The sequence below is a fragment of the Corynebacterium sp. p3-SID1761 genome (genome assembly GCF_055862885.1).
The window spans coordinates 48168-71774 of the sequence record NZ_JBSQBJ010000010.1; the positions used below are offsets into that span (position 1 = coordinate 48168).

The window sequence follows — 23607 nt, forward strand, 5'->3', positions numbered from 1 at the left end:
TCAGAGCCCCCGACAGGCCTTGAGAGATCCATTCAACAAGCTGTCCTAACACCTACGGGACAGTCAGATAGAATCGACCCATGTCGAGCAACACGCGCCTTCTTGAGTTGCTGACCTTGTTGCACTCGGGACGATTGTGGCCCGCGGCTGAACTGGCTGAACGCTTGGAGATTAGCCCACGCACACTACGCCGTGACGTGTCCACTCTGCAGGAGCTCGGCTATCCGATTAGCGCGAGCCGAGGAACCGGTGGGGGCTACGCCTTAACGGGTAAGTCCGCGTTGCCTCCGTTAATGCTTTCTGAGGACGAGGCGGTGGTCGTTGTGCTCGGACTGACCTACGCAACCGCCAAGGCAGCCGACTCCGACATCGATGCGACGGTGAGTGCGCTGGTGAAGCTCATGGAGGTCCTTCCACCAAAGGTACGTCGTCAGGTTGAGGCCCTACGGAGCATTACTATCTCCTCGCCGCCCGGCAAACGACGTCCCATCAGTGAGGTGCGAGTCATCACTACCGTCGCCACTGCTTCCCGCCGCAGCGAAAGAATATTGATTGCTTACAGCACAGCAGGTGGAGCGAAGTCTACCCGCGAAGTCGAACCGCACGACCTCGTCTCGCGGGAGGGTCTTCTATACCTTGTCGCCTTTGACCTACTGAGGCAGGACTGGCGACTATTCCGCGTGGATCGCATCACCGAGGCACAACCGACTGGGGATGCCTTCGCCCAACGGCAACTCCCGAGCGGCGATGCTTCGACGTTCTTGTCCGAGGGCCTGACCGCCGCGCGGTCGCTCCACCTGGTGCGCGCCACCGTCCAAGCGAATGCTGCGCGAGCGGAAGAGGTTCTTGGTGAGTATGCCAGTATCGAGCCGACCGGCCCGGGGTCCTGCAACGTCACGATCGCCGCAGATCAGCTTGATTGGGTCGCCTTCGGCCTCACCAGCATCGGTGCACCATTCAAGGTTCACGAGCCCAAAGAGGCCAGGCATCATTTACAGGCCTGGGGCAAGCGACTAATTGAGGCGACTATGCCCTAAACTGACTGATCGTTGGACTTGTGGCCAACCTGTGTCCACAAGGGCTGATTAAGTTGTAGACATGAACACAACGACACAGATTTCACCGTTCACTCTCCACATTGACGAAACCGAACTCACCGACTTGCAGCAGCGACTTGAGTCCGTGCGCTGGCCCGACCGAGGCCCCACCGATGACTGGGCTGACGGACTTCCTCTTGACTACGCCAAGGAGCTCACCGCCTACTGGAAGGACGGTTTCGACTGGCGCGCCCAGGAGGCCCGCATCAATGCCGTGCCGCAATTCACGACTCCAATCGACGGACACGACATTCACTTCTTCCACCAACTCTCGCAACAACCTGAAGCCAAGCCCTTACTCCTCGTGCATGGCTGGCCTAGCACACCAGTAGACTTCCTCGACATGCTGCCTCAGCTCACGGATCCCGGAGAAGATCAACAGGCCTTTCACGTCGTGATCCCCACCATTCCAGGGTTCGGGATCTCCGGCCCCGCGAACGGTTGGACCGTAAGCCGCGTCGCTGACGCCTTCGCCACCCTGATGCACCGGCTCGGATACGACCGGTTCCTCGCGCACGGCTACGACACGGGATCCGGAATCGTTCGCAATTTGGGAATCCAACATCCTGAAGCGGTCGCAGGCATTCACACCACAGGGATGCTGGGTGGCGAGGGCCTTACCCGCGACACCGCTGACATGTCTAATCCGGCCGAAGCGGAGGCTGTCGCGCGCGGCATCCGATATCAGTACGACCTGAGCGCCTACGCCATACTTCAGTCCACCCGCCCACAATCACTGGCCTACGCACTGACCGACTCGCCCATCGGACAGATGTCCTGGATGGTCGAGCGCTTCCACGACTGGACCAGCACCGAGGAGAACCCTGACGCACTTCTCGGACGCGACCAGATGCTCACCGCAGTGTCGATCTACTGGTTCTTCCGCACGGCGGGATCGGCCGCTCGCTACTACAAGTACGGACGCCCCGACTGGACCGCTCCTCTTTCCAAGTCCGACGTCCCTACAGCCATCTTGGTCATGCCCAACGACATCAGTCGACCAGTGCGCCGCATCGCGGAGAATACTGACGAGATCGTGCACTGGACCGAAGCCGCTAAGGGTGGGCACTTCGCTGCCTGGGAGCAGCCAGACCTCGTCGCAACTGACATTCGCTGCGCTATCGGGCACCTGTCCTGACCCACATTCCTGTCGTGCCTTCTTTGCCGTGTTGTGTTGGTCGATCGGCTGGTTCGGCCTCTTAGTGTTCGGCTACCTGTTCGGCATCGTCGCTGAACAGTTCGCCGACGATGTAGACGACCCGCCAGCCGTAACAGATAGCCCACACGCCCCGCAGCCAACCACACCACCGCAAACACCCCCGGCTGCATACTGAATAAACAGCTACAGCTCCCCTGTGAGGTCGAACAGACTGAAACTGGGATCACCCATGTAACTAGAGAAACAACACGCCCCATCGCTACCGGCTCTAGAGGAATACAAACCATGACTACCGACAACCGCACCGAAGATCAGAAGGTCGCTGCCGTCCGCGCCTCCATGACGATGGCCGGACACACGATCAGCCTCGAGCAGGAAGCGCGCCTACGCCGCGTTCTCCGAGGGGAGATCACTGGCGACGAGGCAGCGCTGGAAGTGATTGAATCCTACGGTTACGGCGACAGCGAACGCGCCGAAGTCCTCCGCCAACGCATCGCCAAAGCGAAAGACGCACAGTAATGACATGCGAGCCCCATAGCCTCTGAGAGGAATCAGTTTTCACTTTGCGCAGGTCAGACTGCGCAGATTTACCCTCGGTCAAGGCCGCCCACAAAGCTAAGCGTGTGACATCACAAAATCACCACGGCTGGAGCAGTGTCGTAAAAGCATACCCTTTATGAAAGCCATTCAACAATCGCGCCGATTAGAGATTCACATTCATAGTCTTTGCTTTCTCTACCTCCCCGAACAGGCAAGGTACTGACCGCAGGACTCCACACGGACTAGCGGTCATGCGACGTTACGTGCACCATTCAATAAATGACTAGACCTCCATACCTTCGGGTATGGCCGCCTTGCGGAAAGTTCTTTCATGGAACACCAAGCACTCCAAGGAAGCGTTGGACTGTACCACCCCACAAGACATAGACACCGAGCACTATCTCATCGACCCCATCAGCACAGCTGACACAACCGGATCGAAACTAGACCCAGGATCCTTCACTTGCGTTCGTGATTGGACCTAGCACTAGGACAACAAATTCTATTGAAAGTACTGATCACGCCAAGATCCCCGAGCTTTGGGAAACCGCAATGACGGACCAAGACTTAGCAGCGGTACCTACTCGGGCAGACGACTGTTTCTATGCGGTGTTATGGAAGTACGAATCGGATGAAACTGGAGCATATAACCAAGTCGTTGGCGTAAGCGTAAACAAACCTGAACCATACCAAGAGAACGAGAAGTGGCAAGTGGTTCCGATCCCTTCTGAGCAAAGGAAGGTTTTTGACGCCAGTGGCCAGCAACCAGAATCGTTAATTGCGACATGGGAGAAAATATGGGAGCTATCTGCATCAGGTGATTTGCCTCGGGCGTTTTCTACTGATGTAGTAGTTCACCGTGGAGCCACAATTGAGATATGGATCAGTGTTACCGGTTAACTGAAGTACCCCAAGTTTTGTTCCGTTAGAGCAGACGGGAAAATCTGGGGCAGCTCAGACAGGTCCCACATAGGTTATGTTTGTACTCACAGCACTCACAGCCCCTGTAAGCCTTAGCAACCGTTCACCTCTCACGACTGAAACAAGCTGTATATAGCTAAAGTGCAACGTACTAATTGAAGTTTCTCGCACAGGTTTCCACATAGTTCGCCGTTGTCATTACGTTGGCAAACTCGCCATGAAGATTTGCAGCAGTGGCACGCATGATCTCATCTGCGGATACAGTTTTTCCTTCATGATCAGTGCGCGGGAAACAAGCAGTGGCATCTAGAATGAATGACACGTCGAATCCCAGATTTCCGGCCATGCGTGCGGTAGTTTCACAGCAGTGGTTGGTAGTGATGCCGCAAATTACGAGCTTGTTGATCCCCCGTTTGTGCAACCACTCTTCCAAGGACGGGGTACCGTAAAACGCCGAATTTACGTTCTTGGTGACTAACAAGTCGAAGTTTTGCGGCACGCAATCTTTGAATGAATGTTTTGCGGAACTTGGATGTAGTGGCGACCCTGGGTGATCGGAATCATGGCGCACAACCACGATCGGCCAACCCCTATCCTGCCAAGTACTCACCAGACGGGAAATATTGCTTTCACAGCCCGGATTGTTACGCTTTCCCCAATATGTTTGATCATCAAAGGCATATTGAACATCGATCACGATCAGTGCAGCAGGGTTCATAGACTTCCTTTTTAACAACAACTAGCTTGATTACTTCGAGGTTCGAGCACTATCGGTAGTCAACCTCAGACATTCTTCCTAGGGGTAGGCCATATCTAGTAATAGCCTTTGTTATCGTTTCGTCAGATTCATTGAGACGACTGTGGCACTGAGTGCTGTCATACCTAAGCAATTAACCCAAAATTCTCGCCCGAGGAAGTTTGCTCTGATGTGAGCAATGATGGCGAAGATGAAGTAGCCCAAAACCCCTACCGACACGGTTGCCGTCATCGAGTTGTTCTTGCTCACTGTTCCTGTAACTAAACCTGTCGCTGCGAGCGACTTGATTCCAATGAGCGCCCACCACCAGTCTTTGGGAAAGTTCACACCGTTGAGGCATCGGCTGATGAATTTCGGAGGCTTAATCGACATTAACGCATCCCCGGCAAGAACCGAGGCCAGCAGATAATTTCCACGGGTTGCTAAAGAGTTCATTGAAGCACCTTCTTAGACAATAGATAACGCGCGGTATCGCTCCTTCAACAATTTTAGTGCGCTGTCCCGAATTTTACCTCTCAGCGTTTACCCTGTTGTCATCTTTCCTGTGGTGTGCGCCCCTAAATGCAGCCTCACGTTCTATCGGAATCCTGTAGATCAAGAACAGATCATGCCAAACACGAAGAACCCATCCGTGCTCCATGAGTCTTCCTAAGGAAGTCGAGCTAGCACTGAAATATGAGGTCGCCTACCTTCGGAATCACGAGTATCGACGGAGATCACTTGAAAACCCGCAGACTCCAAATAGGTAACCAATCCCGCTTCCGACCAGTAGAAGGCCTCTGTGATCGCATGGCTAAACGAAACGCCCTGCTGCCCTAGGAACGCCCCGATAAGGAGAGTTCCTTTCGGTTTGAGGACCCTAGAAAACTCTCTTAAAGCTGCGCGGCGTTCTTTTGGTGTCATATGGATGAGTGAATACCAAGCAAGGATCCCGTCGAATCTAGAAGATTCGAACGGCATATCCAAAAGGTTACCTGTCTCGAAGGTGGCTAGAGGAAATCGCTGGCGTGCCGAGTCAACAAATTCTGGAACTATATCGAGACCCGTGACGTCACAGCCCAAACTACGCAGGAGTTCAGTCCAATGACCTGGCCCTGAACCAGCATCAAGCAAAGGACCATGAATATTCATCCCCCAATCAGTTATAAGGTTAACGTCTAGTGGATCCATGCTGTCGACATCACCTAGCGCCGCAACGTATTCGAAAGCACGCTCTGCATATGACTGCCGCACCCGCACTTTATCTCCCATCATTTCTTGTTGGCTGGTATTCAACGGAGACCTAGTAGACAACGCTGCGACTGGGTAAATCAGCGACAACAAAGAGCTCCAATGGTAAAAATCTATCGTGACCCATAGCGATCAAGCAGAAAGAATAGTCAGTCAACAACGCATGACCATAAAAATAGGTCTCATAGATCCAGGGTTGCCAGCGAGCTGCTAATTACTCCAACATACAAACTGTCACATGCCGTAAGAAGGTTTTCTGCATATGTGCCATGAACTGGACTGCTTGCGCTCAACTTCATGGTGGTCGGAGAGAAAGTAATCCATATTTCGATGACTCTGGTTGTGTCAGGCACCGCGTGGGGTACCGGCCTCACGGGATGTTTACTGCACACGATAGTCATCTAGAGGCTGCGAAACGCACACAGACGACAGGATGCAACAGACAAACTAGGAATTAAACCTAGAACGCTTCAAGCTTCATGAGGCGTATATTTGCCGAGTCCGCGCGGGTGTCGGCGTAGACGGGGTCTATCAACCAGGTTAAGGATTGTTAGTTCGTCTGCGAACTATGGTCGAGCTGCCGGAAGATCACTCCTTCGCGCAGCGCCCACGGACACATGTGCAGCACATCGATATCTAGCTTGCGCATCGTCGCTTCCGCCACAAGTGCACCGGCAACCACCTGGTGAGAGCGCTCGGCGCTTACTCCCTCCAGCTCCGCGCGATCGGCGGCAGTCATGCGGGAAATAAAGGCAATCAACTGACGCAGACCAGCCTGAGTCAGCGTGCGCTTGACCCGCGGGCCTGCAGAAGAAGGCGCTGCACCTGTGAGTCGCGCCAACATTCTGAAGGTCTTAGACGTACCCACCGCCAAGTCAATATCACCGGAATCCAACAGCTTCTCCACCGGATCATTCAGCTCTTCATCGATGAATTCCTTCAGCGCAGCGATCTTCTTTTTCGACGGCGGATCAGTATCGAACCACTCACGAGTCAACCGCCCAGCGCCCAGGTTCACGCTGCAGGCGACATCCGGATCCTCGTTCATTCCGATAGACATTTCCAGCGATCCACCGCCAATATCCAGATCGCAAATCCGTCCCGCCGACCAGCCGTACCAACGTCGCACCGCCAGGAACGTCAGCCTCGCTTCATCATCCCCCGAAAGAATCCGCAGGCGCACCCCGGTTTCCTTCTCCACTTTGTCCAACACCTTGTCGGAGTTTTCCGCTGAACGGATTGCGGAGGTGGCAAAAGGCAGCATTTCCTCACAGCGGAACTGCTCGGACATCTCCTTCGCCAATGCCACACCGTTGAGGAGCTTTTCCTGCCCTTTGTGGTTAATGGCTCCCTTGTCATCCAGGTACTCCACCAAGCGCATGGGTGTTTTCCAATTGCTCATGGGGGTCGGCGGTCCGCCGCGCTGTGCATCGACGACCACCAGATGAACTGTATTGCTACCTACGTCAAGCACACCTAATCGCACGCCTCCCAGCCTAATGCGTCTACGGTGGAACTCGTGAATGAAACGTCTATGGAAAGCGAATCTGCAACCCCCTCGACGGTCCAGCCAGAAGGCCTCAACAACGATCTGGCTACCGGCTACCCGGAGGGAACCCCTGCCGATCTTTCCATCCGAGCCGGCCGCGAAATGCCCGCTGACCACGCACGCGAATGGCTGGAATTCATCGACCCCGCCGATTCAGAACACATTATTCAGGTAGATCTCACCTGGTTGCTGTCCACGTACCGTTGCCGGTTTGGCACCGAAGCGTGTTTAGGTATTGACGCCGAGAATCCGGACGTCGGCTGCTGCACTCACGGAGCATTTCTCACGGATGAAGACGACCGTGCGACCCTGCGAAATGTCGCGGAAAAGCTCACCGCGGAAGATTGGCAGAACCGTCCCGCTGAAATGGAAGAATGGGAGGCGACTGGGCGTCATAAAAAACACAGCGACTACAGCAGCGACGACGAGAACACAGACGAAATCGAGCCATGGCTCGAATGGGACGAGCTTGAAAACGACGAGGGCGAGATGGAACCCGCCCTCAAGACGGTAACCACGAACGGTGCGTGCATTTTCGCTAACCGCGAGGGCTTCCCGGCAGGTCAAGGGTGCGCATTGCATGCCTGGGCGCTGCGCAACGACGTGGAACTGACTGCGGCAAAGCCCGAGGTGTGCTGGCAGGTGCCACTGCGGCGACTCGAGGACTGGGAAACGCGGCCCGACGGGGTGGAGATGCTGCGTACGACCGTCACTGAATACAACCGGCGCGGGTGGGGCGACGGCGGCGAGGACTTCGATTGGTACTGCTCCTCGGATCCGAACTGCCACGCGGGCAGCGAGGCTCTATGGCGCACCGGACGCGAGGAGCTGACAGAGCTCATCGGTGCAGAAGCCTATGAAGTCGTCGCGGCTCACTGCGCGGAACGTGAGAAGCTGGCGCGGATCTCACCGAGCGGGTTCCCACTGCTATCGATCCACCCAGCGACGGCGGAGGCACGGCGGCGCGGGCTCTAGGCCTCGAACTTGTAGCCCAAGCCGCGGACGGTCACCAGAATCTCTGGGCGCGAGGGGTTGCGCTCGATCTTGGAACGCAACCGCTTGATGTGGACATCCAAGGTCTTGGTGTCGCCGACATAATCGGCGCCCCAGACACGATCGATCAGCTGGCCACGGGTGAGCACGCGCCCGCTGTTGCGCATGAGGTATTCGAGCAGGTCGAATTCCTTGAGCGGCATCGGAACCTTCTGGCCGTCAACGGTGACGATGTGGCGCTCAACGTCCATCATCACGCGATCTTCCTGCAGTACTAGACCATCCTCAGCTGGAGTCTCAACCTCGATTTCGCCACCGCGGCGCAGCACCGCGCGGATGCGGGCGATCAGCTCGCGGGCGAAATAAGGTTTGGTCACATAGTCATCGGCGCCGAGTTCCAAGCCAACGACCTTGTCGATTTCGCTGTCGCGAGCGGTGACCATAATTACCGGAACACTGGAGGTCTGGCGCAGCTGTCGGCAGACTTCCGTGCCGGACATGCCGGGCAGCATTAAATCCAAAAGGATGATGTCGATGTCCTCAGCTGCGAAGGTGTCTAACGCAGTCGGGCCATCCGGGGCCATGAAGACTTCGAAACCTTCTTTCTTCAGAAGGAACGCTAGGGGTTCCGCCAAAGACTCTTCGTCTTCGACAATCAAAACGCTCGTCACAGCTGCCGAATACCTTTCAAAAGAATATTTTCAAGCTACCGCCCCCTATGCTAACGTCCGCGCAGGATTTAGGCTGTAGCAACCCCAAATACACGTAATTCATCGGGGAATTACCTGACGATAACCGGGCGGCTACCCTTCACGGCCGCGTTCTTCATCCCCCGTGGCCTTCTTGTTACTTGTAACTTCTGTATTCCCTGCAGCCTTCGCATCGTCCAGCCGCCGCTTATCGGGAATCACCGGAATCTCACCACTGGGCAGGTTCTTCGCGTTGCCCTCCTCGAATCGCGGTAGCTCCAGCGTGAAGGTTGAGCCAGTTCCGAGGCGGGACCACAAAGACACGCTGCCCCCGTGGTTGGCCATGACGTGCTTTACGATTGCAAGCCCCAGGCCTGTGCCTCCCGTGTTGCGGGACCGTGCCTTATCCACTCGGAAGAACCGCTCAAAGACGCGCTTTTGATCATCCTGCGAAATGCCAATACCCCGATCGGTGACTCGGATAATTACCATGTCGTTTTGCACGTCGCGGGAGATGGAAACGGGTGATCCTTCGGGCGAGTAGTTGATTGCGTTGGTCAGCAAGTTGGAGACACTGGTAACCAAGAGTCCCTTATCACCCTTCACCATCACGCCGGACCGCGAATCCTTCACGATCTCGATGTTTCGCGCCTCCGCTGCGAGTCGGCAGCGATCGATCGCATCTTCAATGACCTTATCGATGCTCAAGACCTCCAGATCCGGCAGCGATTCGGCACCCTGCAACTTAGACAAGCTGATCAGCTCGGTGATCATCTGATTCATGCGGCGTACCTCAACGATCAATTTCGAGCCGAAGTACTCAACCGCTTCCTCATCGTCACGCACCGACATAAGAGTCTCCACCAGCAAAGAGATAGCGCCCACCGGGGTTTTCAACTCATGGGAGACATTGGCCACGAAATCGCGGCGCGCGGATTCCATGCGCACTGTTTCAGAGTCATCGGCGGCGTACACCACCGCAAAACGATCATCCGCTAACGAGAGCAGCTGTACCTGACCGGCTACCGCAATAACGGGACGATTGCTGCGGCGTGGTGGTGGCAAAAAGTTCAACTGCCGCGGCTCCTGGTCGGCAAAGACTCGCTCCACCATCTTCCACGCCTCGGCATTGAGGTTTCGCTCATGCACCAGCCCGAGCTCGTGGGCTCGGGGATTCGACAGCACCACATTGCGCTTACGGTCCACCACCGCCACTGCATCGGGCGCGGATTGAATGGTGAAGTGGAGGACCTGGGCGACGGTAGAAACACGGTTGCCCTCGAGTTCCTTTTGGGTGCGGGTATTGCGTTGAGCCTGCACTCGTTTGCGGTATACCCACATGCCGAATGCGCCGAGGCATACGCCAAAAACCAGCCCCAAAAGAACCCCGAGGGCAAGCCCAGAGGTAAGGAAATCCAAGACTATTACTTAGCCTGACCCTGTGCGGCGACGGCGGCAGCGCCAGCTGCTGCTGCCTCCGGATCCAGGTAGTCGCCACCCTTGTTGAGAACCTGACCATTCGCGTCAATGCGGTACACCAGCGGAATGCCGGTCGGGATATTCAGGGCCGCAATGTCCTCATCGGAGATGTTGTCCAGGTGCTTAACCAGCGCGCGCAGAGAGTTACCGTGTGCGGCCACCAGTACGGTCTCGCCGTTCTTCACCCGTGGCTCAATCTCTTCCTGGTAGTAGGGGATGAAGCGCTTGACGACATCCAGCAGGCACTCCGTGGCCGGAACCTCTGGCAGGTCGGCGTAACGCGGATCGTTGGTCTGTGCGTACTCGTTGTCAGCGTCGATAGCTGGTGGCGGGGTGTCGTAAGAACGGCGCCATGCCATGAACTGATCTTCGCCGTACTTGTCTTTAGTCTCAGCCTTGTTCAGACCCTGCAGTGCGCCGTAGTGGCGCTCGTTCAGGCGCCAGTCGCGAACAACGGGGATCCAGTGACGATCCGCCGCGTCGAGGGCGATGTTTGCGGTGGTAATAGCGCGACGCAGCAGGGAGGTGTACAGAATGGACGGAGCCAGGCCGGCTTCCTTGATCAACTCGCCGCCGCGAACCGCCTCTTCGCGCCCCTTTTCGGTCAGCGCTACATCCACCCAGCCGGTGAACTGGTTGGAGGCGTTCCATTCACTCTGGCCGTGACGCAGCAGAATCAGATTTCCGTGGGAATTATTTTGCTCGCTCATACTCTCAATTCTGCCATGCTGCGCGCCTGCGCGCCCCGGATACGGCGGTACCGTGGCTATTCTCCCGATTCTGTGTCTGTTTCTTCGCCTTCGCCGTCACCGGCTAGATCCGGGACGCTCGGGCTCTTTGCTTCGGACGCCAACTTGGAGCCCGGTGGCGGAGCCAACAACTGAACCTCTTGTTCGGAGGGCTTGAGGTGTGCAAATGCAGCGAGGTTCATCGTGGGTTCGCCGCGCGACAGGCGCCATGCCCACTCGTGGCGGATGGAGGACGCAAAACCGCGTTCCAAAATGCGGTTGAAGTCCGCATCCGCCCTCTCCAGCACTTGGCCGAGGATCTGTTGAATTTCCTCACTACTTGTATTGTCCGAAAACTGGCCGACCAGATAAATGTCGTTGTTTCGATCCAGCGTGTAGTGCACTCCATAGCAGCGACGGTTGGCGTGCAGCAGAAGCTTGTAGACCTCTTCCTGGCCTTCTTCAACGGCACGGCAGACGAAAGCCTCCACGCGGAACATGCCATCCTGCGGGATGAAGATGCAATTCGTCTTCAGGCGCTTTTCCCCCGGCAGCACAACTACAACATTGCCATCGTTACCGGCCGGTCCTTCGGGGACGGTGTATTCAACTTCCGCCTCGTCCAGAAGTTCACAAATCCTTGAGCGATCCATACGCCCCAAACTACATTTCCCCTTGCCCCGGCGCAGGTAGCTTCAGTCTTTATCCAAGGAAGTTACTCCCCGCGCTGGGAAAGCGCGCTCCACTTCCACCAGAACCAAGCAGCAAAAGCACTTAGCAGAACGGGTACCCAGGTCATTGCATAGTCATGTGTCATGGCAGCAACGACCAATGTAAGCAATGCGATGATCGACATGACCACCGCTTTGAGTTGTTCAATTTTCAGGCGATCCATTACCGAAAAACTCCTGATTCAAGGTTTCCAACTACCTCTCCACGGTAACAACAAAACCATTATCTCAGCAAGACTAAAAACTGCGAATTTTCCTTAAGAAAAGGTAAAGCAATAATGTTATTGAAACTACTACCTGAACGATACGCACCACAGTAATTGCGGGTAGATCTGCATGGAACGCAAGATACGAAAAACTCACAAGACACACGCCCGCGTAGAACATCAAAATCACCCCGGCCTGCTCGCGCCGCTTTTGCAACTCCCTATACAGGTAAACGGCAGAGAAACCCCAGGTAAGAGCAACCACAGTACGGAGGATTAGTGCTCCAAGGATCACACCGCTTCGAACCCCTGGATCATCCACCCCTTCAAATGAAGAGGAGTGAGACGCAACAAAAGCATCTGCATAGCGGTGAAAGAATAGCCAACTACATAACAACGCAATAGTCGACAGTGATAATAGGATCGATACGAACCACAATCCAATGCGCGCCAAGTCGAGCGATTCCTCATTTTCCCCGTAAACATTTCCAGGCATTCTTATTTATCTCCTAGATAGCTTTGAGAAAGTGTAATGAAACTATTCTTCCAATCCTTTTATGGAGATTAGCAGTTATCCAGAGATGAGGTTTGTCTGGATGCTTGGCTTCTACCCGGCAGGCTGGCGCTCCCCACGGTGCCCCGCCGGCGGCAGCTCTTCGTACAAGTCGTACAAAGCTTCCGCAGTTGCCTGCCAGGAGAATTTCGCAGCATGACTGGGGGCATACTCCCCCATAGCGATGCGCAAGTCATCATCCATCACGAGTCTGCCCAAAGCATCCGCCCAGGCCTCCGTATCGTGCCCTTCCACCAAAAGGCCCGATTTCTCATCGTCCACTGCGATCGGCAAACCGCCCGTCCGAGTGGCCACGACCGGTGTGCCGCACGCCTGCGCCTCCAGCGCCACAAGACCGAAGGATTCGTTGTAGCTGGGCACCGCCACAATGTCGGCTGCCTGGTAAACGCCCACCAGTTCCTCGGGCGGGCGCGGCGCCAAGAAACGCACGAACCGACTAATCCCCAGCTCTTGGGCCAGCAGCTGCAGTCTTTCCAGTTCGTTGCCGCCTGCCCCAGAAGAACCACCACAAATTACCACCGCCAACTGCTGTTCCGGATGCCGGCGGCGCAGCTCCGCCACCGCCCGCAGCAGCACCTGTGGGCCTTTCAATCGCTGCAGCCGACCGACAAAACCAATCACCTTCGCTCGGAAGGGAATACCTAGATCGCGGCGCGAACGCTCAGTCGCGCGATCCGATCCAGGCGTAAACCGGTCGACATCTGCGCCAGGTGGGACGACTTTAATAGCGCACGTTGTGGCGTCGTACCCCTCAATAAGATCCTGCACCTCCTGGTCCGTGTTGACGATCAACAAGTCCGCATTGTCCACAATTTGCTGCTCGCAGATGCGGCGCGATTCCGGCTCGCGCGAATCACCATCGGCCAAGGAGTTGTTCTTCACGGCCGCTAGCGTGTGGGCGGTATGCACCCAAGGGATTTGCCACAAATCGCGCAGCAGCCATCCGACCTGACCAGACAGCCAATAATGCGAGTGGATCAAGTCGTAGGTGACCCCCTCTTCGCGACAAAAAGCCAGGATCGACCCAGTAAACGCTGCCAGCTGCGTAGGCAGCTCCTCCTTCGACAACCCCTCATAGGGACCAGCCACGCAGTTAATCACCCGCAACCCCGGCCGAACGTTAACCACTTCGCCCTGCAGTGGACGTGTTGCACGAGTAAATACATCGACGGTGACGCCCATACGTTCCAACTGCTCAGCGGTATTTTTGACGTATACGTTCATTCCGCCGGCATCCCCCGTACCAGGCTGCTCGAGGGGTGAGGTGTGCATGGAGATCATTGCGACGCGCATACCGCCCCAGCTTAGACAGATTAGGGCGGAGCTGGGGAGCGAGGTGGCGTCAATAAAATTTGCTTAATTCGGCCAAAGAAAGAGAAGAAGTTAGTTAGTCTTCCAAAGTAACGTGCATCACGTTAAAGACTGTTTCTTTAAGACCAAAGGGATCTACATGACTGACATCGAGCGCCCAGAGGGAACGGCCTGGAAGGACAAGCCCTACCTGAAGTACTACGCGGAGTGGACCCCGCACAGCCTGGAGTACACGGATGACACCATGGCTAAGCTTCTCGACCGCACCGTCGCCGAACACTCGAGCGCCGACATTTTGGATTTCTTCGGCCAAACCATGACCTACGCCGAATTCCTGAAGCAGGTAAAGAGCGTTGCCGCCGGCTTGCGCGAGCTGGGAGTTCGTTCGGGTGACCGTGTAGCGGTGGCGCTACCGAACTGCCCGCAGCACCTGCTGACAATTTTCGCCGCACACAAGCTCGGTGCCGTCGTGGCAGAACACAACCCGTTGTACACCGCACGCGAGCTGGAAGGTCCGTGCAAGGACCATGCCGCGAAGGTCGCGGTAGTTTGGGACAAGATCGCCCCGCTATTCCAGGAACTTTCGCGTACCACACCGATCGAAAAGGTCGTCAGCGTGAACATGATCGATGCCATGCCGCTAGTTAAGCGCCTGGCACTGAAACTGCCGATCAAGTCGCTGAAGGAAAAGCGTGAACAGCTGCACGCGGAGGCGCCTGGCACCATTCCTTTCTCTGAGCTGCAGAGCCCCAAGATGGGCGGCGACGGTGCCGATATTCAGAACTGCCCGGATACGAACCAGGACTCCCCTGCGTTCATCCTGTTCACCTCCGGCACAACCGGTAAGCCAAAGGGTGCACAGCTAACGCACGGCAACGTCATGTCCAATGTTGTCCAGGGGCGTTCTTGGATCAGTGGCATCGGCGAACGCGGCCAGGAGAAGTTCCTCGCCGCCCTGCCACTGTTCCACATCTACGGGCTGACGCTCACCGCTGCACTGGCTGTGTCCACCGGCGGAAAGCTTCTGCTGCTGCCGAAGCCGGAGATCCCACTGATCGTGGACCAGCTGAAGCGCGAGGTTCCCACCTACATGCCGGGTGTGCCGACCCTGTATGACAAGATTCTGACGGCCGCCAAGGAGCACAACCTCGACCTGAGCGGCATCGCCAACGCGTTGTCCGGGGCCGCTCCCCTGCCAGTACACACCACCATGGAGTGGGAGAAGCAGACTGGCGGAAAGATCGTCGAAGGTTACGGTCTGACCGAGTCCGGACCGATCCTTGTGGCGAACCCCGTCACTCCGGAGCGTCGCGCAGGTTACATTGGCGTTCCCTTCCCGGATACTGAATTGCGCGTGGCTGACCCGGAGGACTTCAGCAAGACCATGCCCGACGGCGAGGCCGGCGAGCTGCTGGCTCGCGGCCGCCAGGTGTTCAACGGGTACATCAACATCCCAGACGAGGATCAGCCTTTCCACGAGGACTGGTTCTGCACCGGAGACATGGCCGTAATGGAGCCGGATGGATTCATCAAGATCGTCTCGCGCATTAAGGAAATGATCATCACCGGCGGGTTCAACGTCTACCCAGCCGAGGTTGAAGAATTCCTCGAAGAGCACGAGCAGATCCAGAACGCCGGCGTGGTTGGTCTGCCACAGGACGACGGCTCCGAGGAAGTCGTCGCAGCGGTTGTCCTGGCGGATGGTGTCAGCGAGGCCGACTTCGACAAGGAAGCCGTGCGTGAGTGGGCTCGCGAGGGACTGACCCGCTACAAGGTGCCACGCCGCTTCTTTGTGATCGATGAGATGCCGACCGATCTGATCGGCAAAATCCGGCGCCGCGAAGTGAAGGATCTAGTTCAGACGATGCTGTAGTGGGGGCGTGAGGGCGTCGAAAAAATCACCCTAGGCGTGGCCGGTGCGCTCGCGGTGCTTGCACCCGGGCCAGCAGCATGGGCGGCGCCTCCCCTCTTCGAGCTCTTCCCGAGTTCGGCGAATACGCCGGGCTCGGGTTTCGGCTTTCTTGGCGTCCGTGACCCAACAAATAAACTCGTTGCGACCAAGCGGAGTGAGACTTTCCCACAACTCGAGGGTGCGAGCATCGGTGCGAAGGGCGGTGCCGAGATCTTCAGGCAGCGCGTGCACTACCCCGCCAGTGATACCTTCCCAGTTGAGCTGGGCGGATGCGGCCATGGTCGCCCCTTTCGCTTTCGTTTTAGAGCACTATAAAAGAAAGCTACTGCTTTTCTAGCGGGGCACCAAGCGCCGCAATGTCGCTATTTCGGGAATGTCTTAAAGAGAATTATCACCACTTAAACAAAAGCCCAGGTCAGAGCGTTGCAAAAAATTGGGCGGCTGCAAACTCAGCGACACATTCCCGTTCTAGCGACATTCAGGGGGTGGCTTGGAGCCGATTTGAGCAGCCAGCTAGTCGATACTCACGCCCACCCAGATTGGCTCCGGCTCCAGCACTACTCCGAAGGCCTCGTGTACCCCGGCGCGCACAGCCCGAGCCAATTCCACTACATCTTCGCTGGTGGCAGACCCGCGATTAGTTAGGGCAAGGGTGTGCTTAGTGGATAGAGATGCACGGTCATTACCCGGAACATGCCAGCCCTTGGCAAAGCCAGCACGCTCAATCAGCCACGCCGCCGAGAACTTGAACTGCTGCACGCCGCCAGCACCGCTACCCTTCACCGGATACAGCGGCATCGACTCCGCCTCTGCCTCGCCACATCGCTCACGCACTGCAGCCACCACCGCATCGCGAGCCTCTTCACCAGTGACAATCGGGTTCGTAAAGAACGAACCGGCCGACCACGTATCGTGGTCCGACGCGTCCAGAACCATGCCCTTCCCGGCGCGCAACTCCAGCACAGCCTGTCGCACATCAGCGGCGGGCCGGCGGATCTCCCCGGCAGCAGCCTCATCTGCATCCACCCCCAGGCGTCGAGCTAGCTCGCCGAAACGCAACGGCACACTCAACCCATCGATGGTCAGCTGGAATTCCACCGCCGTCACCACCGCCCGGGACGTGAACTTCAGGTTCGAGTACCTATATCCCAAATCCAACGCAGCTGGCTCAACCCATTCCAGCTCCCCGCTTGCCCGGTCGAACAACTGCACACGCCTCAGCACCTGAGCCACCTCTGCGCCATAAGCTCCCACATTCTGCACCGGCGTGGCTCCAACGGATCCAGGAATCCCGCTCAGGCATTCCAGTCCGCCGAACCCAGCTTCAACGGTCGCCGCAACCAGCTGATCCCACTCGATGCCCGCAAACGCGCGCACCACACCGGTTTCGCGGTCAATCACAACCTCTACCTCGGATTTAGCCTCTCCATTGGCCTCGGCACCGGCGCCCTGGTTTTCGACGCCCGCTCCCCCGTCGCCGGCACTCATCAGCACCACGATCAACTGAGATACCTCATCCCCCTCGCCGACCACGAGGTTGGATCCTCCGCCGACGACCAAGAGTGGTTGCTTGTGGGCGTCAAGAAGAGAAACAACCTGAGCAACAGCCTCAGCCGACGAGCACACTACAACTCCAGCGGGCGCGGCGCCGATGCGCAAAGTAGTCATGTCGGCGAAAGAACGGCTGGTGACGTGCACACCGGGGATGGCTGCGGAGTCGTTTACATTGCCGCGCAACCGCTCCAAAAGGTGCTGCGCGCGTTCTTCGGGCGTGATTTGTGCGAAGTTTGTCGAATCAGTCACACCACTAAAGGTAGTCTGTTGGCATGACTACTCACAGCGAGAACACTGCAACGATTAACTTCCCTATTGAAAAGGTTTACGAGGCACTCTCCTCCGCAAACTACTGGGCATACGAGGTCGAGAACATCGGCGACGAGCCAGGCGAGGTAAACTCCTTCACCCCCGAGCCGATCGAGGCCGTCCTCTTCGAACTGCTGCCGAAGTCCGCTCTGCCGGAGGCTGTGCGCGGCATGGTTTCCCAGGACCTGAAGCTCAAGCGCGTGGTCGAGTTCGGCCCGCTGGCTGACGGCACCACCACCGGTAAGGTCAACGCGGAGGTCAAGGGCGCTCCGGTTTCCTTCTCCGCTGACGTCACCCTGAACGGCTCCGGCGACTCCACCGAGCTGAAGGCCGACTGCGCCGTGGACGTGAAAATCCCGATGATGGGCGCCGTCCTGGAGCCGAAGGTTGCCGAGTGGGTAGAAGAGTTCCTGACCCGCGAGGCCGCCCTGATCCAGAAGTGGATCAGCGACAACGCTTAAGGACCGAACGCCTAAGGTTCGGGGCGTTCGCCTCAAAACCAACTCACTCTAGCTAACCCACCAAAACCGAAAGGCTCGGCTAACCCGCGTGGCTGACCACGCCCACAATCTCAAGGCCCGTTCGTGGAACACGGACGGGCCTGTTGGCGTACCTACCCGTGGCACCACCGGCTACAACCGACTACGCAAATCCGACCGTTGGCTGATAGCGCAGCCGCGGGTGCAAGCCCAACTGCGGAATGCGGTACTCCACGAACACCGCACTCCAGTGGCTGTAGACGTGGGATACGGAGCCTCCCACACCACTACTTGCGAGTGGGCTCGCTGGCTCCGTACGATCGCGCCCACTGTGGACGTTACGGGGTTGGAGATTGAGCCTTCCCGCGTGCTGCCGGACCGTGAGGGCGTGCATTTTGCCCTCGGGGGTTTCGAGCTGGCGGGGTTACAGGCCGACGTGGTGCGGGCTTTCAATGTGCTGCGGCAGTACGACGTAGACCAAGTCCAGGCTGCGTGGGACGTAATGCGCGCGAATCTGCGCCCCGGTGGGGTGATTATCGAGGGCACATGCGATGAGATCGGTCGTCGCTCATGCTGGGTTCTACTCGACGAACAGGGGCCACAATCGCTGACCCTTGCTTGGGATCCGCAGGACATAGAAACCCCGTCCGACCTTGCCGAACGCCTGCCGAAAGTCCTGATCCACCGGAATACTCCGGGGCATCGCATCTACGACGTCCTGGCCGAGCTCGACCGTTGCTGGGAGCACGCTGCCCCCTTGGCTGTCTTTGGCCCGCGGGTGCGGTGGCGCTCGGCAAAGCGGGAGTTCTTGGACTCTCTTAGCGACGCCTACCTCCCCGCGGCGCGGCTCAACCCGCGCCGCCGCCTGGCGGATAACTCAATAACTCTGCCATGGTCAGTGGTGTGCGAGTCTGTGGATTAATTGTCCGTCTCCTGACAAACACAGACGAAAGCTAAGATACGGGTTGGCACAATTTCGACGATAAGGAACACTGATACGGGTGACTAACCCACAAAACCCTTCACAGAATCCGAATCCGAACTCCGGCAACGGGGATCCAATCCCCAGCGGCGGTTTCGGCGGTTCCCACAATGACGAAAATCAGACGGCCGTCTGGAACAACAATCCGGGTAACGGCATGTCCGGAAACGCACCACAGTACGGCGGGCAACAGACTCGGCAGCCCCAGCAATACGGCGCGCAGCAGAATCAGCAGTATGGTGCCCAGCAGTATGGCGCACAGCCCTGGCAGCCGAACCAGCAGCCGCAATTCGGCCAGCCGGGTCAGGGTATGATCCAGCAGCCGAAGAAGAGGCATCTAGGGTTGAAGATCTTCATCAGCCTCCTCATCGTCATCGTCTTGCTCTTGCTGCTCGCCGAGTTCGGTGTGCGGTGGTTCATGAAGGATCAAATTAAAGCCGGTTTCAAGGAGCAGATGCAGGAATCCGGCATCTCTTCTTCTGAGGATCCCAAGGTATCCTTCGGCACCTCACCCCTCCTTTTGGGACTGGTGCAGCAAAAGATCCCTCAGATGACGGTCGACATTCCTTCTACGCTGGATATTTCCTACGAGGGGCAGGATAAATCCAAGCCGATTGTCAAGGGACAGCCTGCGGTGCACATGGAACTGCGAGACATCGAGTTTGACAGTCAGGATGCGAACAAGTCCACAGCAGGCGAACTCAAGGGTCAAACGACCATCCCCAAGGAAATGCTCCTGGCACAAGCAAATGAGAGCGCCGACGATGACAAGAGCAGTGATCCAATCAGCGGGATGATGCAGCTTACTGACGTCAAGCCGAACCCGGATAAACAAACCCTGACCTTCGAAATCACCGGTGGTTTGGCTACTTTCGAGGTCAAGCCAACTGTCCAGGACGGCAAGATGAAAATGGAGATGGACAGCTTCTCCTTGCTGGGCTTCGAACTCCCGGAGTCTTTCACTAGCCAGCTGGAATCTCAGTTGGAGGATTCCGTCCCAACTGATTTGCAGGGCGGTATGAAGTTCGAGTCCATCAATGTAACGGACGCAGGTATGGAGATTCACATGTACGGCCAGGACGTTAGCCTTAACGAGCTGGAATCAGATACCACAACCAACGGCGGAGGCACCGGCAGCGGTTCTGGTGATTCCAGCAAGAACACCGATGTCACCCGCCCTTGGAAGAACGACGGCCCGGTAGGTTCCTCCGCCCTGGCGGCCTAGCAGCCCTCCAACAGGCCTGGCTAGCTGCCCAGCACTTGCGCGGCAGCGGAAACACCCAGGCGCGTAGCCCCGGCCTCAATCATCGCCACGGCGGCCTCCCAGTCGCGGATCCCGCCAGAGGCCTTAATGCCCACCAGCCCCGCGGCGATGCGTTCTTCTTCCCCCATGCCGAATGGCGCTAGCTTCCCCAGCTTGCGCAGCTCGTCGGACATAATGCTCACAGCCTCCACGCTCGCTCCACCTGCAGGGTGGAAACCCGTGGAGGTTTTCACATAATCCGCCCCGGCCTGCACACTCGCGCGCACAGCCGTGCGCAGCTGCTCCTCATCTAGCACTGCGGACTCCAGGATTACCTTCAGCACCAACGGGTGGGGTACGGCCTCCCGCACAGTGATCAGTTCCCCGAGCAGCGCGTTTTGATCCTTCGCCAGCGCCGCTGCTACGTCGATCACCACGTCAATCTCGTCGGCGCCGCACTGCGCGGCATAACGCGCCTCAGTGGCCTTCACCAAGGAGGCATGCTTGCCGCTGGGGAACCCTGCCACGGTGGCGATGCGCAGCGTGGCGTCATCAACCAAAGAACCCACAGGCAGCATCGAGGGCGAGACGCACACCGCGCCACATCCCAAATCGCTGGCTTCGCGGATCAAGGTGGCGACATCATCGCGCGAGGCTTCGGGCTTCAACAGAGTCGCATCCAGAATTGCGGCGACGGCCTCACGGCTCAACTCAGCACGGTCGAGCAGGCTCACCAGGAACCACCTGCATTCCTCAGCACATCGTTAATCGCGGGGCGTACATCCTGCCAATAAATGCCCACGATAACCGCGGCGATGATCCACAGCATTTCGATGGCAATAAAGAAACTGAGGATCGAAAGCACCAATGCCCCGCCCATAAGCATCAGCCAGTTCTGCTTTTCGCGATCGATCACCATGAACGCGTCGTCGCGAGTAGTTGCCAGCTGCACCAGTCCGATTGCAGCCAGCACAAAAATGGCCACGATCAGTGCCAAAGTGATGCCCGAGTAGGCGTAATAGAACGCCGTGAAAACCGTATTCATGCCCCTCAGCCTAACGCAAAGATCAATTCAGTCAGGGAGTAAATCGCCAGGCCAGCTAATGCGCCCACGATTGTGCCGTTGACACGAATAAACTGCAGGTCTTTGCCCACCATCAGCTCGATCTTGTCAGAGGCCTCCTGCGCGTCCCAGCGCTCGACCGTCTCGCCAATGATGCCGGTGACCTCGCCTGCGTAATTGTCGGCAAGGTAGCTGGCTGCTCCGACGATGCGGCGTTCTAGCTCTTCGCGGAGCTTCGGTTCTTCTTGGACTCGACGCCCATAGTCCTCCACCCATTGCGCGATCCTGCGACGCAGCAGGGAATCTGGGTCGCGGGACCAGGAGGTAAGTGTCACGCGGGCGGACTCCCACAGGCGGCCGGGCATTGCGGTGACAGGCCCGGAGGTCATTACATCGTTCTTGAACCCCTCAACGCGCGCAATCATCTTTTCGTCGTGTTGCAGGTCTTGGGAGAGTTGGTAAATGAACGAGCGCAGTTGGCGGCGGGCATCGTGGTTCGGGTCGCGGCGGACGTCGCCAGTGAATTCCACCAGTTCACGGTACACGCGAGAGCCCACGAGTTCGCGGACGAAGCGCGGTGCCCAGGAAGGGGTGCGTTCGTCGATGAGTCGGACGACGAAGTCCTCAGAGGTGCGCGCCTTATCGTCCATCCAGACGACGATTGCGTCGACGGCAGGCTCGGTGCGGCCTTCCTCGATGAGTTGCTCCAGGCCGCGGCCCAGCGGCGGGCCCCAGGTGGGTTCGCTGAGCTTGTCGATGACCAGTGCACGAAGCACCTGTTCGGCTTCCGCAGGGTTGATGCCATTGACCGTGAGGTCGATGATTTTGCCGACTTCCTGGGAGACGCGCTGCGCCCCACCCCCATCGACGACCCAGGTGCTGGCGCGTTCCGGAATGCGTGCCTTGCGAAGCTTGTCGCTGATGAGGGCAGCATTGAGGAAGTTCTCTCCGACGAATTCACTGAGCGCGTGGCCGACCTGATCCTTCTTGCGCTTGATAATGGCCGTGTGGGGGATGGGAATGTGCAGCGGGTGGCGGAATAGCGCGGTGACGGCGAACCAGTCGGCGAGTGCGCCGACCATACCGGCTTCGCTAGCTGCACGAACGTAGCCGATCCAGGCGCCGGGGTTGCCCTGGTATTCAAGCCAGCGCATGGTGATGTAGATGAGGGTGGCGATGACCAGGAGGCCAGTGGCGATGGCTTTATGTTTGCGCAGTTCCGCCCTGCGGGCGGCTTCGGTGGCCGGGTCAGGCCCGGGCACTTGGGACAGTGGTGAGTCCAAGCGTGGTGATGCCTGGGCGGCCTGTGGTGATGACGGCCTGGGGGTCTGAGGCGATGTTGGCTGGGCCGCTGGTTGCTGCTGATGCACAGGCTCGGGTCGGCCTGATGCAGTGGAGTTTTCGGAAGCAGTCATTGTTCAATTATGGCACCACTTGGGGCGTCAATATGGGTCCCGTTGGGTTCCAGCGATCACCGCATGTGCTGGTTGCCAGTGCGGGTACACTGCGGCGATGTCGCTAGATCGGGAATGTGTTAAAGACAACCCTTCTCATTTATCCAAAACTCCTGGTCAGAGCGCTGACTATTTTCGGAAGTCGGGTAGCTGGGCGTACACATTCCCGTTCTAACGACATGCCCCCTGCCAACCCACAACCACACTGGGCAAAGCAAAACCGCGCCGCCCAAGAGGAGCGACGCGGTCTACGCAAATGGAGGTGCATGCAAGCACCGGCAGACGGTGCTTAGCGGCGACTAGCCGACGCTAGATGATGCGCCCAGAGCGACTCTTGTACGCGCGGTAGTTCTTGCGACCTGCGCGGATGCACGCAGAACCCGCAACAACAGCAACCACGGACATGACAATGCCGATGATGAGGTACAGCATGCCGTCTTCCTGAGTGCCGGACATGTTGGTAGCCAGACCGAACACGATGGTACCCAGACCCGGCATCAGCAGCAGCCAAAAGCCCATGCCGATCCAAGTAAGGGAGCGCTGCAGGGAAGAGTGCGGCGCATCAAAGCTGGACGGCTGGTAGCCATCAACGTAGTAACGCTCCATGTGCAGGTTCTCACTGAGTGCCATGGTTCTCTCCTACTTTC

The 23607-nt window shown here is 57.6% G+C and carries 26 protein-coding genes; 9 read left to right on the forward strand and 17 right to left on the reverse strand.

From position 1 onward, the window contains the following. Nucleotides 1–80: 80 nt before the first annotated feature. The 4 genes from ACWXWJ_RS06545 to ACWXWJ_RS06560 all read left to right on the forward strand — a co-directional run bounded on the left by ACWXWJ_RS06545 (nt 81) and on the right by ACWXWJ_RS06560 (nt 3696). Nucleotides 81–1037 (forward strand): helix-turn-helix transcriptional regulator, encoded by a 957-nt coding sequence (locus ACWXWJ_RS06545; protein ID WP_473963903.1) that lies wholly within the window; start codon nt 81–83, stop codon nt 1035–1037. A gap of 61 nt (nt 1038–1098) precedes the next feature. After that, a complete protein-coding gene (locus ACWXWJ_RS06550; RefSeq protein ID WP_293792369.1) occupies nt 1099–2235 on the forward strand; it encodes an epoxide hydrolase family protein in 1137 nt (378 codons plus the stop codon). 306 nt (nt 2236–2541) lie between these two features. Further along, nucleotides 2542–2775 carry an antitoxin VbhA family protein gene (locus ACWXWJ_RS06555; RefSeq protein ID WP_473963904.1) on the forward strand — a complete coding sequence of 78 codons (234 nt, stop codon included), beginning with the start codon at nt 2542–2544 and terminating at the stop codon, nt 2773–2775. 492 nt (nt 2776–3267) lie between these two features. Next, a complete protein-coding gene (locus ACWXWJ_RS06560) occupies nt 3268–3696 on the forward strand; it encodes a GyrI-like domain-containing protein (protein ID WP_473963905.1) in 429 nt (142 codons plus the stop codon). Between the two features lie 172 nt (nt 3697–3868). On the opposite strand, the gene ACWXWJ_RS06565 is transcribed toward ACWXWJ_RS06560, so the two are convergent. The 4 genes from ACWXWJ_RS06565 to ACWXWJ_RS06580 all read right to left on the reverse strand — a co-directional run bounded on the left by ACWXWJ_RS06565 (nt 3869) and on the right by ACWXWJ_RS06580 (nt 7190). Beyond that, nucleotides 3869–4435: a cysteine hydrolase family protein gene (locus ACWXWJ_RS06565; RefSeq protein ID WP_473963906.1), complete on the reverse strand. Its 567-nt coding sequence runs from the start codon at nt 4433–4435 to the stop codon at nt 3869–3871. A gap of 111 nt (nt 4436–4546) precedes the next feature. Beyond that, a complete protein-coding gene (locus tag ACWXWJ_RS06570) occupies nt 4547–4909 on the reverse strand; it encodes a DoxX family protein (protein WP_034972524.1) in 363 nt (120 codons plus the stop codon). Between the two features lie 213 nt (nt 4910–5122). After that, the gene (locus ACWXWJ_RS06575) at nt 5123–5749 is read right to left on the reverse strand and encodes a class I SAM-dependent methyltransferase (protein WP_284804022.1); all 627 of its coding nucleotides are present in this window, start codon (nt 5747–5749) and stop codon (nt 5123–5125) included. A gap of 505 nt (nt 5750–6254) precedes the next feature. Then, nucleotides 6255–7190, reverse strand: coding sequence for a Ppx/GppA family phosphatase (locus ACWXWJ_RS06580; RefSeq protein WP_035002620.1), 936 nt, complete (start codon nt 7188–7190; stop codon nt 6255–6257). A gap of 165 nt (nt 7191–7355) precedes the next feature. On the opposite strand from ACWXWJ_RS06580, the gene ACWXWJ_RS06585 reads away from it, so the two are divergent. After that, nucleotides 7356–8228 carry a DUF3109 family protein gene (locus tag ACWXWJ_RS06585; RefSeq protein ID WP_473963920.1) on the forward strand — a complete coding sequence of 291 codons (873 nt, stop codon included), beginning with the start codon at nt 7356–7358 and terminating at the stop codon, nt 8226–8228. Here the strand turns inward: ACWXWJ_RS06585 and ACWXWJ_RS06590 are convergent. From ACWXWJ_RS06590 to mshA, 7 genes are all read right to left on the reverse strand, one after another. Then, the gene (locus tag ACWXWJ_RS06590; RefSeq protein WP_293790818.1) at nt 8225–8917 is read right to left on the reverse strand and encodes a response regulator transcription factor; all 693 of its coding nucleotides are present in this window, start codon (nt 8915–8917) and stop codon (nt 8225–8227) included. The genes ACWXWJ_RS06585 and ACWXWJ_RS06590 overlap by 4 nt on opposite strands. 132 nt (nt 8918–9049) lie before the next feature. Next, nucleotides 9050–10354, reverse strand: a complete 1305-nt coding sequence (locus ACWXWJ_RS06595; RefSeq protein ID WP_473963907.1) for a sensor histidine kinase — start codon at nt 10352–10354, stop codon at nt 9050–9052. A gap of 5 nt (nt 10355–10359) precedes the next feature. Then, nucleotides 10360–11124: a phosphoglyceromutase gene (locus tag ACWXWJ_RS06600; RefSeq protein ID WP_293790820.1), complete on the reverse strand. Its 765-nt coding sequence runs from the start codon at nt 11122–11124 to the stop codon at nt 10360–10362. A 56-nt stretch (nt 11125–11180) separates the two neighbouring features. Continuing rightward, on the reverse strand, nt 11181–11795 hold the full coding sequence (locus ACWXWJ_RS06605) for a type III secretion system chaperone family protein (RefSeq protein WP_448307797.1): 615 nt from the start codon (nt 11793–11795) through the stop codon (nt 11181–11183). Nucleotides 11796–11857: 62 nt separating this feature from the next. Continuing rightward, nucleotides 11858–12037 (reverse strand): hypothetical protein, encoded by a 180-nt coding sequence (locus tag ACWXWJ_RS06610; protein ID WP_296215380.1) that lies wholly within the window; start codon nt 12035–12037, stop codon nt 11858–11860. A 73-nt stretch (nt 12038–12110) separates the two neighbouring features. Continuing rightward, nucleotides 12111–12575: a hypothetical protein gene (locus ACWXWJ_RS06615; RefSeq protein WP_473963908.1), complete on the reverse strand. Its 465-nt coding sequence runs from the start codon at nt 12573–12575 to the stop codon at nt 12111–12113. A 111-nt stretch (nt 12576–12686) separates the two neighbouring features. Further along, nucleotides 12687–13946 (reverse strand): D-inositol-3-phosphate glycosyltransferase, encoded by a 1260-nt coding sequence (gene mshA, locus ACWXWJ_RS06620; protein WP_448307795.1) that lies wholly within the window; start codon nt 13944–13946, stop codon nt 12687–12689. A 157-nt stretch (nt 13947–14103) separates the two neighbouring features. Here mshA and ACWXWJ_RS06625 point away from each other — a divergent pair, with 157 nt between their 5' ends. Further along, entirely contained in the window at nt 14104–15837 is a 1734-nt protein-coding gene (locus tag ACWXWJ_RS06625; RefSeq protein ID WP_293790825.1) for a long-chain-fatty-acid--CoA ligase, read from the forward strand. A gap of 30 nt (nt 15838–15867) precedes the next feature. Here ACWXWJ_RS06625 and ACWXWJ_RS06630 read toward each other — a convergent pair whose 3' ends face one another. After that, the gene (locus ACWXWJ_RS06630; protein ID WP_473963909.1) at nt 15868–16155 is read right to left on the reverse strand and encodes a YdeI/OmpD-associated family protein; all 288 of its coding nucleotides are present in this window, start codon (nt 16153–16155) and stop codon (nt 15868–15870) included. A 234-nt stretch (nt 16156–16389) separates the two neighbouring features. After that, nucleotides 16390–17679 carry a UDP-N-acetylmuramate dehydrogenase gene (locus ACWXWJ_RS06635; protein WP_473963910.1) on the reverse strand — a complete coding sequence of 430 codons (1290 nt, stop codon included), beginning with the start codon at nt 17677–17679 and terminating at the stop codon, nt 16390–16392. A 23-nt stretch (nt 17680–17702) separates the two neighbouring features. Between ACWXWJ_RS06635 and ACWXWJ_RS06640 the strand changes: the two genes are divergently transcribed. The 3 genes from ACWXWJ_RS06640 (at nt 17703) to ACWXWJ_RS06650 (ending at nt 20425) form a co-directional block, all read left to right on the forward strand. Further along, complete coding sequence (locus ACWXWJ_RS06640) at nt 17703–18200, forward strand: DUF2505 domain-containing protein (protein WP_005292171.1); 498 nt, start codon at nt 17703–17705, stop codon at nt 18198–18200. Nucleotides 18201–18288: 88 nt separating this feature from the next. Beyond that, nucleotides 18289–19140, forward strand: coding sequence for a class I SAM-dependent methyltransferase (locus ACWXWJ_RS06645; RefSeq protein ID WP_473963911.1), 852 nt, complete (start codon nt 18289–18291; stop codon nt 19138–19140). 79 nt (nt 19141–19219) lie between these two features. Beyond that, nucleotides 19220–20425, forward strand: coding sequence for an LmeA family phospholipid-binding protein (locus ACWXWJ_RS06650; RefSeq protein ID WP_473963912.1), 1206 nt, complete (start codon nt 19220–19222; stop codon nt 20423–20425). Between the two features lie 20 nt (nt 20426–20445). Here ACWXWJ_RS06650 and deoC read toward each other — a convergent pair whose 3' ends face one another. From deoC to ACWXWJ_RS06670, 4 genes are all read right to left on the reverse strand, one after another. Beyond that, complete coding sequence (gene deoC / locus ACWXWJ_RS06655; RefSeq protein WP_473963913.1) at nt 20446–21177, reverse strand: deoxyribose-phosphate aldolase; 732 nt, start codon at nt 21175–21177, stop codon at nt 20446–20448. Beyond that, a complete protein-coding gene (locus ACWXWJ_RS06660; RefSeq protein WP_473963914.1) occupies nt 21174–21488 on the reverse strand; it encodes a DUF2516 family protein in 315 nt (104 codons plus the stop codon). Before ACWXWJ_RS06660 ends, deoC begins: the two co-directional genes overlap by 4 nt. Before the next feature lie 5 nt (nt 21489–21493). Further along, nucleotides 21494–22921: a DUF445 domain-containing protein gene (locus ACWXWJ_RS06665; RefSeq protein ID WP_473963915.1), complete on the reverse strand. Its 1428-nt coding sequence runs from the start codon at nt 22919–22921 to the stop codon at nt 21494–21496. A 348-nt stretch (nt 22922–23269) separates the two neighbouring features. Further along, on the reverse strand, nt 23270–23590 hold the full coding sequence (locus ACWXWJ_RS06670; RefSeq protein ID WP_293790837.1) for a hypothetical protein: 321 nt from the start codon (nt 23588–23590) through the stop codon (nt 23270–23272). Between the last annotated feature and the right edge of the window lie 17 nt (nt 23591–23607).